The organism is Coleofasciculus sp. LEGE 07092, from assembly GCF_015207375.1.
GTDB lineage: Bacteria > Cyanobacteriota > Cyanobacteriia > Cyanobacteriales > Coleofasciculaceae > LEGE-07092.
Genome location: NZ_JADEWY010000078.1, coordinates 1 through 13213, shown reverse-complemented (window position 1 = coordinate 13213; position 13213 = coordinate 1). Strand labels below are relative to the sequence as shown.

The following is a 13213-nucleotide window of genomic DNA, read 5'->3' as shown; positions in this document are numbered from 1 at the left end:
ATGTCCCATGTCTTACTGCCTCAATCTCAGTTGTAAGAAACCCCAGAACCCTGATAATGGCAAGTTTTGCTCCACTTGCGGAACAAGGTTGCTTTTAGGCGATCGCTACCGTGCTCAAAAACTGATTAGTCAAGGGGGTATTGGTCGCACCTTTTTGGCAATAGACGAACGGGATAAATCTCAATCTCCCTGTATTATTAAACAGTTCTCATCTGAAAATCAAGGCACGGATAATACTGAAAAAGCGGCAGAGTCATTTCGAGAAGAAGCAGCACGATTACAAGGGTTAGGTGAACATCCTCAGATTCCCCAATTTTTAGGTTATTTTGAACCGGATAACCAGACAGGGATGGTAGGTGCGATTGTGCAGCGTTTAATTGAGGGGGAAAGTTTAGCCAAGCAATTAGAATCTGAGGGGGCATTTAGGGAAACAGAGATTCGGCAGATTTTAGCTGAACTACTTCCAGTATTACAGTTTATTCACGCTCATCACGTGATTCACCGGGATATCAATCCTGAAAATATTATCCGCTGCACTTCTGTCCCCCCCCTATTAAAGGGGGGAGTAAAAGGCGAAGAAATGGGAACCCAGACAAGTCAACTGATGCTGGTTGATTTCAGTGCAGCAAAGTTTACAACTAAAACGGCTTTAGCTAGAACGGGTACAGTTATTGGTTCAGCCGCTTACAGCGCACCCGAACAATTAATGGGGAAAGCCTTAACTAGCAGTGATTTATATAGCTTGGGCGTTACTTGCATTCATTTACTCACGAACATTCATCCCTTTGATTTATTTAATAGTTTAGAAGGAGTTTGGGTTTGGCAAGATTACTTGATCGCGCCTGTGAGTTCTCAACTGAGTCAAATTTTGAATAAAATGCTCGAACGGGCTGTCAAGTTACGCTATCAATCCGCAGCCGAAGTTTACCAAGATTTAGATCTAGAGGGAAATTTACCCACTTTTGTCCAGACAAATTCTGCGTCCCAAACAACTGCCTCGACTGCTTCTATCCCCACTTGGAAATGCCTATCAACGCTGAGGAGTCATGTAAGTTCTATTAATGCGATCGCGTTCAGTCCCGATGGCAAAATTCTAGCAAGTGGCAGTGCCGATCGCACTGTTAAACTCTGGAACCTAATTCACATGACTTTGCGCTGCACACTTTCTGGGCATTCGAGTTTGGTTGATGCGGTTGCCTTCAGTCCTGATGGACACCTTTTAGCGAGTGGCAGTTGGGATTATGCAATTAAAATCTGGAATTTAGAAACTGAAGAATGGATTCACAATCTCAGTGAACACTCGGGTTGGATTAAAGCTATTGCCATTAGTCCAGATGGGCAACTTTTGGTGAGTGGCAGTACCGATAAAATCATCAAATTTTGGTCTTTAGAAACTGGGGACGTAAAAGCGACTCTCTGCGGAAATTCAGGTGCTATTCATACCGTTGCCGTTAGCCCTGATGGACATACCCTTGCCAGTGGTGGTGTAGATGGAACCATTGAAGTTTGGAATTTGGAAAGTCGTGAAGTTCAGCGAACACTCAATCACCATACAGGGGCAGTGAATTCACTGGCGTTTAGCCCTAGCGGTCAACTTTTGATTAGTGGGAGTGCTGATGGAACGGTTAAAGTTTGGAATTTGAGTAGTAGTACATTAATCTATACTCTCACGGGGCATTCAGACGCCGTCAATTCTGTAGCAATGAGCGATCGCGGTAATTTGCTGATTAGCGGCAGTGCTGATAAGACTATTAAACTTTGGCATCCCGGTAGTGGAAAATTGCAATATACTCTCTCAGATCATTCAGCTAGCGTAACCAGTGTGGTAATTAGTCCTGATGGTTCCATCTTTGCTAGTGGTTCTCAAGATAAAACGGTAAAAATTTGGCGATTTGAATAGGAATAATCCTCGGTATTCCCCTACATAAATTGAAAATTTTTAGGAAATCTCCCCCCATTTATTTGCCGCCTTCAGTTCAGATGAACAAATATTGGTCAGCAGGATTAAAAACGGCACAATTAAGATTTGGCGTCACCTACTTAAGGACGATGAATCCATTCTCCCCACTCCCTACTCCTATTTCCATCTACTCTATCCATTGCAAGTGCTGCGGTAATAATTGCATCAAGTCGTAACGTTCCAAAATGGTCTGCCGTGCCTGAACTCGCAGTGACATCATACGGTCAGAATGCTCAAGTACTTCTTCAACGCGAGCGGCAATTTCAACGGCAGAAAAAAAGTCAGCTAGCAGCCCATTAACCCCATCTTGAATTACCTCAGTCACAGGAGCTGCTCTGGATGCAACAACCAGACATCCTGTTGATAAAGCTTCCAGCATTGACCAAGACAAAACAAAGGGACGTGTGAGATAAATGTGGACAGAAGAGGCTTGTAAAACTTGAAGATATTCGGGATAAGGCAGTAAGCCTGTAAAGTGAATTCGGTTAAGGTCAAGGGGTATTTTTTCTAGCATTAATTCTTTATAGGTTTTGCCATCGGGAAGAGATTTACCATAAGCAACTCGATTTTCTCCCACAATAACCGCATGGCAATGGGGGCGTCGTTCTTGAAGCAAAGCAATTGTCTCAATTAACTGTGGAAACCCCCGATAAGGTTCCATCCCTCGCGCCACATAGGTTACTAGTTCTTCGACATGAGAAAGGTCTAAACTCAACCGAGGTAAAACTAATTTTTGTCCAGGTTTAGGTTGAAAAAATTTGGTGTCAACGCCATCATGAAGTACAGTGATTTTGTGGTGATACTCGGTTGGAAACTGCTGGCGTTGCCAATAGGTGGGAGAAAGACCGCGATCGCAACTATAGAGATCGATTAAAATAGGAGCATTTTTAATCCGAATGCGGGCTTCATCATCGGCGTTGAGCGGTTCAGCCAGATCGAAGTCGGCATCGGAGCCATGAGCCTGATAAAACCACTCGAAATAGCATAATAACTTAGCTTTTGGAAACGCATCTTTAATAAATAAAGTTGAACCCCACCCCGAATGACCATAAACAACATCTGGGATAAAACCTTGAGCTTTGAGTTGGTCGGCAAGGCGATAGACTGCCTGACCTTGAAGCACGGCATTTTCTAAGGGTCGGACGTAGTGATGGGTTTCTGGACGAGCTTCGCGGGATGTGCTGTAAATCGCCTTGGAAACTCCAGGTAACTGACCTTCTCGACGAGTGGTGCCAAAAACGATCTGGTTGTGGGTGTCTTTTGCCAAGACGACAGCGAGGTGGCGAAATTGGGCTGGGAAATTAGAATGCAAAAATAAGATTCGCATAATAACGAGAGTGACGGTTTGATATTCAGTAGTAAATGGCTATATCTAAGCCACTACCGTCAATGAGTTTCCTGTAGAGTGTAGAGACGTTGCATACAACATCTCTACCTCTAACTTCTAACAGCAACCGCCGCCGGTGTAATGCCAGGTTGAATCCGTAACTAAGATATCTCCCGGATTAGATAATGCCAATTTCGCCGCTGTTTTATCGCACACGGCTGCAGGTACACCACGCTGGAGAACGTGCCCTGCCGAATCGTCAAAGATGGCTTGCTCACCCATATAAATTGCTGTCTTGCCAGTGAAAATACAGGCTCCATCATCAGCAACCGGGATTTTGAAGGCTACAGAATCGAGACTTTCGAGCAACAATGGTTCGTCTAGATTGTAACTCTGGGGATCAAGCAGGCGGTAAGGACGCCGCGCCCGAATTTCTACTTGACCAAAATCAGCATTTACCAGGTGCTGGATATAGTCATCATAAGTAAGCGCACCGGATAGGCACATAGCCCTCAACCGCTCATCTTGCTGTAAATGAGGAGGAATTGGACGGGTTGCAATCGGATCACTCATAATCAAGCGTCCACCTATTTTTAACACTCGATAGGCTTCTTGGAGTGCCTTAGTTAAGTCCGTGGGTTCAAAGATATTAAACAGGCAGTTCTGTGCAACAACATCAACCGAGTCATCTGCTATAGGAAGGGCAAACGCATCCCCTTCCCGAATTTCTACAAAACTGGGGTCAAACCAAGCATTGTCGCGGGCGGCAAGTTCCAAGTTTCGAGTCGCCGCTTCACGCATTTCGTTAACGGGTTCAACGGCAATCACACCACCGGGACGCCGTGAAAAATAGGCAAATTGCAGCGCTTCCAAGCCACCACCAACACCCACATACAATACCGTTGGCTGGTTGCCCAATTCGGCAGGATGGACTGTAGTACCGCAACCGTAGTTCATCTCCTGCATCTTGCAGGGAATTTTCAACCCTGGCAGTTGCAGGGGGCTGCTTTGAACGCAACACAACCCCACTTCTGGAGTTTGGGCGACTTCACTATAAAATTGGGCAGTTGTTTCAAGATAGCTCATGGGAATCTTCGATTTGAACGGCTATTAGCTTTATCTTACTTTCCCTTGGCGTTCTGGGAACCTGCTCCCAACAGGGGGTAATGAGTGCTGTTACCAGTCCTTATGCAGGCGGTATTATGGCGAGAACGATGTGATTGGTAAGCCGTTTTGGGAGGCGCGGTGGTGGATGATTTCTCTCCAGATTCAGGAGCAATTGCAAGATGCGATCGCTCGTGCTAAAGAGGGAGAATTTATTCGGTATGAAGTGGAGGTGCAAGGAGCAGGCGATCGCTGGTTCTGGTATTTTCTTCAACGTCTCGACTCTAATCCCTGACGCCAGCACCCTTCTGCAACTGTGTTTGCTGCTGCCTACGCCGCCGCCGTTCAGTTGCTGACTGACGACGCCCGCCGATAGGAACAACTTCAGCTTCGCTACTCTCTCTTGCCACCCGAATCAGTAACCCGGCTGAACACAAATTAGCGATCGTTGAACTACCACCATAACTGAAGAAGGGGAATGGCAAGCCTGTGGTTGGCAGGACACCAGTCGCTACGCCAATGTTTAATAGGGATTGACCGACAATCAAAATCATAGTTCCTATCGCTACGAGCTGATGAACGGTATTTCGTGCCTTCAGTGCTACGATCGCTGCTAATGTGGCGTAAGCCATGATCATCAACAGCAGTAATACGCTGCCCACGAAGCCAAATTCTTCAGCAAAAACAGCAAAAATAAAATCCGTGTACTGAATAGGCAGATAAAAGAGTTTTTGTTGCGACAAACCAAACCCAGAACCCCAAGTTCCCCCCGAGCCAACGGCTAAAAGACTTTGAATAAGTTGATAGCCATCGTCCATTGGATCAGCCCAAGGATTCAGAAATGACATCACCCGACGTCGCTGATACTCTTTGATGCTGATGCTGATCGTAGCAAGCAGAAAGCCTCCTAGCGCCGTTCCTCCCAAGTAAGAAAACGGCAATCCCGATGCCAGTGCCACTAACCACAACGTCATCCCACACAGAGCGGTTGTGCTCAAGTTAGGCTGTAGCAAAATTCCTAACAGCACCAGGGCAAACAGTCCCAGCCACAATAGGCGCACCCGTGTGGCAAGTTGCTCCCACTGCCCAAAGAGGCGAGCGCTCTGCAAGACTAAAAAAGGCTTGATTAATTCTGAGGGTTGCAGAGGTATTGGACCCAAAGATATCCAACGAGTTGCACCATTAACCGTAGTTCCCACTCCAGGAACTAGGGTAATTAAAAGCAATCCCAACAGCCCTATCATCAACCAATGGGTAATTCCCAACACGTAACGCAGGGGCGATCGCACCAGTACGTTAAATCCGATCAACCCCAGAAAAATCCAGATGAGCTGTCGCTTGAAGTAATACAACCCATCACCAAACTCCGCATCAGCACTAGGATACGATGCTGAGAAGAGAACGGCTAAACCGATAAACATCCACAAAAAAGTCAACCACCGCAATAAACGGGCATTGAGTCCCCATTCCTTATCGGGGGGATTAACCAGTAAAATTAAGTCGCGTAGAGCCACTAGTTGTTATTCACCACCAACACTGCCGATCTGGTATCCAGATGTACCTTAGTTTAACTGCCAACCTGAGTAATGCAACGATCCCGAATCCAACACCTATGAGTAACACGATATCCCAATCGAGTTACACACCTCCTTAATCAAGTGGTAAGAACTTCGGCTCGTTGACGTTTGGCTTGTACTTGCTGTATCGGTTGCGGCTAATTACTGTTGAGCCGCTGCTTGGATTGTTTTTGCCAAAAATCTTTTTAATTAAAAAGGGGTCTTTATGACCCCTGCACCTGTCTGGATAAAAAAACTGTTCTTTAAAGCAAGCCAGCATTTGTACCGGGTTTCCCAGTAGCTAGCTTAACCTTGATAATTTTGCCACCCATTTTCATGATTCGCTGTTGTTCACGAAACCAGTTGTCATAGGGAACGAGTTTTGTAAAGTAGGTATTTTGCAATTCCCGTTGTGTCCGGGTTCTGGTTTGGCTGGGAACGCAGGCTGTTACTTGAAACATCCGCATGACTTGTCTCTCTCCTGACTTAGATAAAAAAATTTGAATCGCAACTCAGCGTGTCAACGACTGATTCTCAACCGACTTTTAGGGTTCTGCTGCGCAGTACTCCTAGCTGATTTTCTGGTTGAAGCGAGAAATCTAAATAGTGTGAACTGTGGGAACTTCTGCGATACTTTTCGGGGTGTAACTCGCTTAAGGCACTAACAATGACGCCTAACACCCACTATTCTCGAAACCCATTCTTTGGTTCATACCGCGCTACAGCCCGGTTTGGGAGTCAACGGTCAATACTAGACTGTCAAAACTCATCAACTCTACTGATAAAGCCAGACTTGCCTCCAACAGGCTAGCACTCACAGCCGACTTCCCAAACCTTTACCAAACAACCGACTACAGACTCAGGGTTTAAATCTGAGCGTTTACCTTAGCTCAAGCCAGAGCAGATGTAGTCGAAGTATACACCCATTTCCTTACCAGCATCAGGACCTACCAAGCTGGCGGTAACTTCTTTCATGGCTTGGATAGCTTGTACCGTTGCGCCAACGGGAACACCCAGGGAGTTGTAGGTTTCTTTCAACCCGTTGAGAACGCGCTCATCGAGGATGGAAGGATCACCTGCCAACATAGCGTAGGTAGAATAGCGCAAGTAGTAGTCCAAGTCACGAATGCAAGCAGCATAGCGACGAGTGGTGTACATATTGCCGCCCGGACGAGTGATATCCGAGTAAAGCAGTGACTTAGCGACAGCTTCCTTCACAATGGTAGCGGCGTTAGCGCTAATGGTGCTTGCCGCCCGCACTCGCAGTTCGCCAGTGGCGAAATAGCCCTTGAGCTTGTCCATGGCGGAAGAGTCCAAGTATTTACCTTGAACGTCGGAAGAATTGATAACGGAAGTAATTGCGTCTTGCATCGATCCTATTTTCCTTATTTCACCTAGTCTCTCGAATCTTTCCTACAGACGCGCAATTCGGCAGCAACAGACAGCTCAATGCCGCGCCTGTAACAGCAGGGAAAGGTATTTTCCCTACTGCATTGCTCCAATGACGTAGTCGAAGTAAGAGCCAGCTTCAGAAGCATCTTCGCCAGCCATCATTGAAGTAGCGGCATTCTTCATAGCACGAACACCTTCGACGACTGCATCGACTGGAGTTCCCAAGGACTTGTACATTTCCCGAACCCCAACCAAGCCGATTTCTTCAATAGGGGTCACATCACCTGCTACGATTCCGTAGGTGATCAGGCGCAGGTAGTAGTCCAAGTCACGCAGGCAAGTCGCAGTCATTTCTTCGCCGTAAGCATTGCCACCGGGAGAAACGACATCAGGGCGCTTCTGGAACAACTGGTCGCCTGCTTGTTTGACGATGCGCTCACGGGAGCCAGTCAGGGTTTGAGCGATGCTGAGGCGGCGTTCGCCAGATGTAACAAAGCTTTTAATCCGCTCTAGTTCGCCAGGGCTCAGGTAACGTGCCTCGGCGTCTGCATTCACGATTGATTTCGTGACGATACTCATCTATGGGATTCCTCCAGAAAAATGTAACCAGGTGTGATTAAACTGACATTCGCAACGTGTTGATAAGCTGAGTTGCTTTCCTAGTGGGCTAAACTGAACAGCTTTTTAGGGCTTAGACCCAAACCCCTGGAATTTTTGAGATAGTCTCAGGATTTTTGGGGAGCAATCAGCGGCACATTTAGGTTAGCGGTACAGCTATCTTCCGCAAATATTTTGCGATAGATTGTTCACATTTTTCCTATGTTCGCAACAGTTTGTAACATTTCTCCTCAGATTTGAGCCAAATCCAGAAATAGGAAATTGGGAATGGAGAAATTCCCCACTCCCGACTCCCTATTTCCTATTCCCTAGTGATTCCTAGTCAGAGTTAGATCTCACACTACCCAGGTAGTTACCAGCCGGTAACGAGGGGACACGGGCATAAGGCACCACGTCCTCACCGAAGAAACGGGCATACTCAGAATTATCAACGATATTGGCGACGGCGGCATTCAATCCCTGTTCTGCCATCAGCTTCGTGTACTCCTGAATCTCGGCTTGAGTGGCAGGAGCGCGTCCCAGCAGGTGCCGGAACAAGAACTCGATGACTTTGGGGGCAGGATAGGGTGAGTAGAAGCGCTGGCGATAGATATCGCTGTTTGCCAAGGCTTTGACAAACTGACGCACCGAAATTTCACCGCTGTTTAATTGGTTTTCCCAATCGGTACAGCGATAGTCTTGAGGGATTTCACCCGTCCAGATATCTAGCACCTGAGCGTAGATCGCATTAATAACCCGTACTGTTTCTGCCTGGGTTGCTCCGGGGTTCATGCGGAAAATCCGTGCGGGTTTGCGGTTGCTTGTGCCGACGCTAATCGGTGCAGATTGCACGTTGTCCTTTGGGAAGGAACGAGCTAACTCAACAAACTCTGGCTTCGTTTTTGCCGCCATATCCGCGATCGCTTTACCTGTCAGAGGCAGCTTAGAGGCATCCATCCGTGAACTCACCGACTCAAAGCTAGGCACGACCACTTCAGCATCCTGCTTGGTGAGCTTGTTATAGAGCCGTTGAGTATTCGGGAAGTTCGCTGCCGGTAAGGTCGGGAAGCGGCGGTACGGAACCGTATCTTCGCCAAACACCTGAGCATATTCCATGCTGTTGACCAAGGCACCCACAAAGCCGCGAATACCCTGAGCCGCGAGAATTTGATTATACTTTTGGATTTCCTTCTGATTTTCTGGAGCACGCCCCAAGAAGTGCTTGGTGCCAAGCTCAATCACTTTCGTGTTGGGATAAGGGGCGTAGAACTCTTTAATGTAGAGTTCCGAACAGCCAATCCCTTCAATAAACTCCTTAACGTTAATTTCACCGTTACCCAGCTTGCTTTCTAGCTTGGAGAACTGCCCCTTGACCACATAAGGCTCGACATCGCGCTCAAAGATCTGCCGATATGCTGCACGAATCAAAATCTTCACCGCAGGCTTATCGTTGAGATCAGTCAGCTTGAAGACCTTCGTTTGCTGGCGCTGCACGGTAACGCCCTGATTGATCCGAGATTGAATGTCGGGTTCTGTCCGAGTTTCCTGGACTGTACCCAGATTCACAAAGCTCGGTGTGACAGGGACTTCTGGCTTGGTGCCGACATCCTCACGAATCGCACCCGGTCGGAGCGATCGCAACTGCTTACCCCCTGGAGTCAGGTAGCGCTCGTAGGGAACGGTATCTTCTCCAAAGGCTTCCTCATACTCTTTAGAGTCAAGCAGGGTATCTACTAAGGCATAGAAGCCCTTCTTAGCACAGATATCAAAGTATTTGTTTGTCTCAGCACGCCCATAGGTAGGACGACCCAACAGACGACGGTGGATGTACTCCACTGCCTTCATCACATACAACGGCACCCAGTACATCTTGCGGAACACATCAGACTTCGCCAACACCCGGACGAAGTCCCGCACCGTAATCTCGCCATTTTCCAGTTTAATTTCCGCGACTTTCTCACGCTGACCTTCGTAAACATCGCGCCCGAAGACTTGCCGATAGCAAGCATTAATCACGGCTTGAGTGGAGCTTTCCGAAAACTTGATGTTGGCTCCCTTCGTTTTCCCGTTGGTGCCGGGAATCTGGTCTAAACGGAAGATTTTTGGACCTAGAGAACCGGGAAACTCGCCCCGTGCCTTGGGATTGCCCGTTTGATTGCTGGTAGGCGGTCCTTGGTGGATGAGAATCCGTCGAGTATCCTTACCAAAAGCAGCCGGTTGGGTGTTGGGATTGCGGGTTTCTTTCGGGAAAATTGCCCCAAACTGAATTTCCAACGGGTCGTTGCCAGCACCGTAGGGGTGTTGATCGGGTAGGGGTTGTTCGTATTTCGCAAAGGTTGTGATGAACTGGGGAACTTTGCGGAAGGGGGCGCTATATTTCAACAAGTCTTGCTGCATACCCCAGTTGCGGCATTCTTGAGCCTCTTGACCCAGTCCTCGCAAGTAAGGAACGGTTTCCTCACCAAAGTAATCAGAGTATTCCTGAGAATCTACCAACGCATCCACGAGGGCTGATAAACCGCCGCTGGAAACAATGGAGAAGTATTGCTGAACTTCTTCGCGAGACGAAGGGCCGCGACCCAGGAAATGCCGGAATGCCAGTTCTAGAGCGCGACTGTTGATAAACGGCTCGTAGAATTGCTTCCGGTACAGGGGTGATTTACCGAGGCGGCGGGCAAACTCTTTCATTGAGATGTCGCCATTTTTTACCTGGGATTCCAGATACGAGATGGATTGGCTGTAGGCGCGGGTAATGTCACGTTCAAAGATTTGCCGATAGGCAGCTTTGACGACTTGTTGCTTTTCTAACGCCGACAGTCCCGGCTTCATCACGAACTTAGGACGCCGCTCTGCTGCATTGAAGTAACTTTGAGGCAGTTGCAATCCCTGTTGGTCAGCAGAAGGACGCTGCCGCACCTTATCAGCAGGATTGGAGGCTTTAAATTCGTTGATGAGAATCTCAAAGTACTCTGCTACAACATTGCCAGATTCAGCATCGCGCTTGAAATACCCCAACGATGCCGCACGCATTTCCTGTAGCGCTAGCAATGTGGCATCTCCAGAGCAAGCATTTTCGATGATTTCCCGCAAGCCCCGCACGTTAACCGTGATGATATTCGGATCGCCAGCTACGATCGCGTAGGTGAGATAGCGCAACATCCAGGACAAGTCCCGCAAGGACTTCTGCATATTCCTTGGACCATAGCGAGCCACGTTAATCGGTCGGAAGCCGGCTGGAGCTGGTCCCCCCGTCGAAGCGCTGAAAAGTCCTCGTAAACCTTCAAAAAAGCCGCCACCACTCTCTACATAGCTAGCCGTTCCCAATTCCATGGTTCGTCTGACATCAGTGCCTGCTGTAGCAGGAGCTGCCATCGCCATTTCCGGCGCTGGTTCTTCCCTCGGCTTTTCTAAATAAGCCATTGGAGAACCGCCAACGAAGATACGGTTGGCTGCACGGGATACGATCAGGTCTGAATTGTTGGTGATTGTACTGGCAATATCCAACCGTTTCGTCCCGGATTGGAAGTATTTGGCAAGCTCATTGAGCTCACCTCCTGCTACAAACCGATCTTGCTGTTCGGCTTGGATTATGGTTGCTACCGGTACTGTTTGATAAAGTTGCGGGCGTGCAACTGAGCTTCCACCACTTGCCTTAACACTCATTGGTTTTTAAACGCTCCCATCGACAAATTTGCATCATGATGTTAAGCCTGACCAAGGTGCCAGTGCGGGTCACTTGCGCTTACATTAGGCAATGGGTTTTCTTTAGTCCATGCCAAAAATTTGGATGGGATATCCCTCTTGCGCCATTTATAAACAAATGCCCTAGCTAAACCAGGTCAGCATCTAGATTAAAACGTTTCCGATCTCCTTAACTCTTTTGTTAAGAAATGTATAGAATACGAATCAAAGTTTTACGGAGTCATAACAAAGACATAATAGTGGATTAAGTACAATCCCTGAGAAAATTTATAAGTTTTGTTACATTGGTGGGAGCTGGGGAGCAGAGGAGCTGGGAGTGGAAATTAGAGCGTATCAAGTAGTGGGGAGTGGGGAGAAAGTATAGACTGATGGAAATTTCTAAAGAGACTAGCGCTGCTGTACAGCGGCTTTACGATACCTACCCATTTCCGCCTGAGCCGTTGCTAGACGAGCCGCCGCCTGGTTATAACTGGCGTTGGAATTGGGTGGCAGCTTACAGTTTTTGTACCGGTCAAAAAACCCTAAGGCAGGATATTCGCATTCTGGATGCCGGTTGTGGCACTGGGGTGGGGACGGAGTATTTGGTTCACCTCAATCCCCAAGCATCAGTTGTGGGAATTGACTTGAGTGGGGGTGCCTTGGATGTGGCAAAAGAACGCTGTAGTCGTTCGGGAGCGAATCAGGTGGAGTTTCATCACCTGAGTTTGTATGATGCCGAGCAACTAGAGGGTGAGTTTGATTTAATTAACTGTGTGGGGGTTCTGCATCATTTGCCAGATCCGATTCGGGGTATTCAGTCGATTGCGGCTAAGTTAGCTCCTGGTGGCTTGATGCATATTTTTGTCTATGCGGAATTGGGACGGTGGGAAATCCGGCTGATGCAAAAAGCGATCGCACTTCTCCAAGGTGAGAAGCGCGGCGATTACCAGGATGGTGTTAAGGTAGGGCGTCAAATATTTAATTCCTTACCAGAAAATAACCGACTTGTCAAGCGAGAGAAGGAGCGTTGGTCGTTGGAGAATCAACGAGATGCTAACTTTGCAGATATGTATGTGCATCCCCAAGAGATTGATTACACTATTGAGACGCTGTTTGAGCTGATAGATGCGTCAGGCTTGGAGTTCATTGGTTTTTCCAATCCTGGTTACTGGCAGTTGGAACGAGTGTTAGGGAAGAATCCCGAGTTGATGGCACGAACTGAGGGGTTGAGCGATCGCGATCGGTATCGGTTAATTGAAGTATTAGATCCGGAAGTCTCCCATTACGAATTTTTCCTAGGACGCCCTCCTCTTCCCAAGGCAGATTGGGGGGTGGATGAGGTACTATTAGCGGCAATTCCCGAACGGCATCCCTGCATGGATGGATGGCCCAGTCAGTGTTTGTTTAACTACGATTACCAAATTGTAAATTTGTCAGAGGCGGAGTTTGAATTTTTGCAAGCGTGTGATGCAAATGCAGATCGACAGCGAACGTTAGAACAGATTTTAACGGATGTGCAGTTAGGGTTGGAAAGAGTGCGATCGCTCCTTGATCAACAGTTGGTTGTCTTGACTCCGGGTATGGGGTGATGGGGGC

Annotated in this window: 10 protein-coding genes; 3 read left to right on the top strand and 7 right to left on the bottom strand. The window is 47.8% G+C overall.

Translation table 11 applies throughout. The features are described 5' to 3' along the window. Positions 1-7: 7 nt before the first annotated feature. Positions 8-1900: a serine/threonine-protein kinase gene (locus IQ257_RS18375; RefSeq protein ID WP_193875177.1), complete on the top strand. Its 1893-nt coding sequence runs from the start codon at positions 8-10 to the stop codon at positions 1898-1900. Positions 1901-2087: 187 nt separating this feature from the next. On the opposite strand, the gene IQ257_RS18370 is transcribed toward IQ257_RS18375, so the two are convergent. Continuing rightward, a complete protein-coding gene (locus IQ257_RS18370; RefSeq protein ID WP_193875175.1) occupies positions 2088-3287 on the bottom strand; it encodes a glycosyltransferase in 1200 nt (399 codons plus the stop codon). Between the two features lie 117 nt (positions 3288-3404). Next, on the bottom strand, positions 3405-4373 hold the full coding sequence (gene arsM / locus IQ257_RS18365) for an arsenosugar biosynthesis arsenite methyltransferase ArsM (protein ID WP_193875173.1): 969 nt from the start codon (positions 4371-4373) through the stop codon (positions 3405-3407). Positions 4374-4503: 130 nt separating this feature from the next. On the opposite strand from arsM, the gene IQ257_RS18360 reads away from it, so the two are divergent. Continuing rightward, the gene (locus IQ257_RS18360; RefSeq protein WP_193875171.1) at positions 4504-4686 is read left to right on the top strand and encodes a hypothetical protein; all 183 of its coding nucleotides are present in this window, start codon (positions 4504-4506) and stop codon (positions 4684-4686) included. Here IQ257_RS18360 and IQ257_RS18355 read toward each other — a convergent pair. From IQ257_RS18355 to IQ257_RS18335, 5 genes are all read right to left on the bottom strand, one after another. Next, positions 4676-5905 (bottom strand): FtsW/RodA/SpoVE family cell cycle protein, encoded by a 1230-nt coding sequence (locus IQ257_RS18355; protein WP_193875168.1) that lies wholly within the window; start codon positions 5903-5905, stop codon positions 4676-4678. The genes IQ257_RS18360 and IQ257_RS18355 overlap by 11 nt on opposite strands. Before the next feature lie 305 nt (positions 5906-6210). Continuing rightward, positions 6211-6414 (bottom strand): phycobilisome linker polypeptide, encoded by a 204-nt coding sequence (locus tag IQ257_RS18350; protein WP_193875166.1) that lies wholly within the window; start codon positions 6412-6414, stop codon positions 6211-6213. Between the two features lie 418 nt (positions 6415-6832). Next, positions 6833-7318 (bottom strand): allophycocyanin subunit beta, encoded by a 486-nt coding sequence (gene apcB / locus IQ257_RS18345; protein WP_193875164.1) that lies wholly within the window; start codon positions 7316-7318, stop codon positions 6833-6835. Between the two features lie 114 nt (positions 7319-7432). Beyond that, complete coding sequence (gene apcA / locus IQ257_RS18340) at positions 7433-7918, bottom strand: allophycocyanin subunit alpha (RefSeq protein WP_193875162.1); 486 nt, start codon at positions 7916-7918, stop codon at positions 7433-7435. 357 nt (positions 7919-8275) lie between these two features. Further along, complete coding sequence (locus IQ257_RS18335) at positions 8276-11599, bottom strand: phycobilisome rod-core linker polypeptide (protein ID WP_193875160.1); 3324 nt, start codon at positions 11597-11599, stop codon at positions 8276-8278. A 407-nt stretch (positions 11600-12006) separates the two neighbouring features. Between IQ257_RS18335 and IQ257_RS18330 the strand changes: the two genes are divergently transcribed. Next, on the top strand, positions 12007-13206 hold the full coding sequence (locus IQ257_RS18330; protein WP_193933146.1) for a class I SAM-dependent methyltransferase: 1200 nt from the start codon (positions 12007-12009) through the stop codon (positions 13204-13206). The last annotated feature ends 7 nt before the right edge of the window (positions 13207-13213 follow it).

Excerpts from the sequence above, each read along its gene's own strand:
- IQ257_RS18375 (WP_193875177.1), top strand. The coding sequence starts at position 8 with ATGTCTTACTGCCTCAATCTCAGTTGTAAGAAACCCCAGAACCCTGAT.
- IQ257_RS18370 (WP_193875175.1), bottom strand. The coding sequence starts at position 3,287 with ATGCGAATCTTATTTTTGCATTCTAATTTCCCAGCCCAATTTCGCCAC.
- arsM (WP_193875173.1), bottom strand. The coding sequence starts at position 4,373 with ATGAGCTATCTTGAAACAACTGCCCAATTTTATAGTGAAGTCGCCCAA.
- IQ257_RS18350 (WP_193875166.1), bottom strand. The coding sequence starts at position 6,414 with ATGCGGATGTTTCAAGTAACAGCCTGCGTTCCCAGCCAAACCAGAACC.
- apcB (WP_193875164.1), bottom strand. The coding sequence starts at position 7,318 with ATGCAAGACGCAATTACTTCCGTTATCAATTCTTCCGACGTTCAAGGT.
- apcA (WP_193875162.1), bottom strand. The coding sequence starts at position 7,918 with ATGAGTATCGTCACGAAATCAATCGTGAATGCAGACGCCGAGGCACGT.
- IQ257_RS18335 (WP_193875160.1), bottom strand. The coding sequence starts at position 11,599 with ATGAGTGTTAAGGCAAGTGGTGGAAGCTCAGTTGCACGCCCGCAACTT.
- IQ257_RS18330 (WP_193933146.1), top strand. The coding sequence starts at position 12,007 with ATGGAAATTTCTAAAGAGACTAGCGCTGCTGTACAGCGGCTTTACGAT.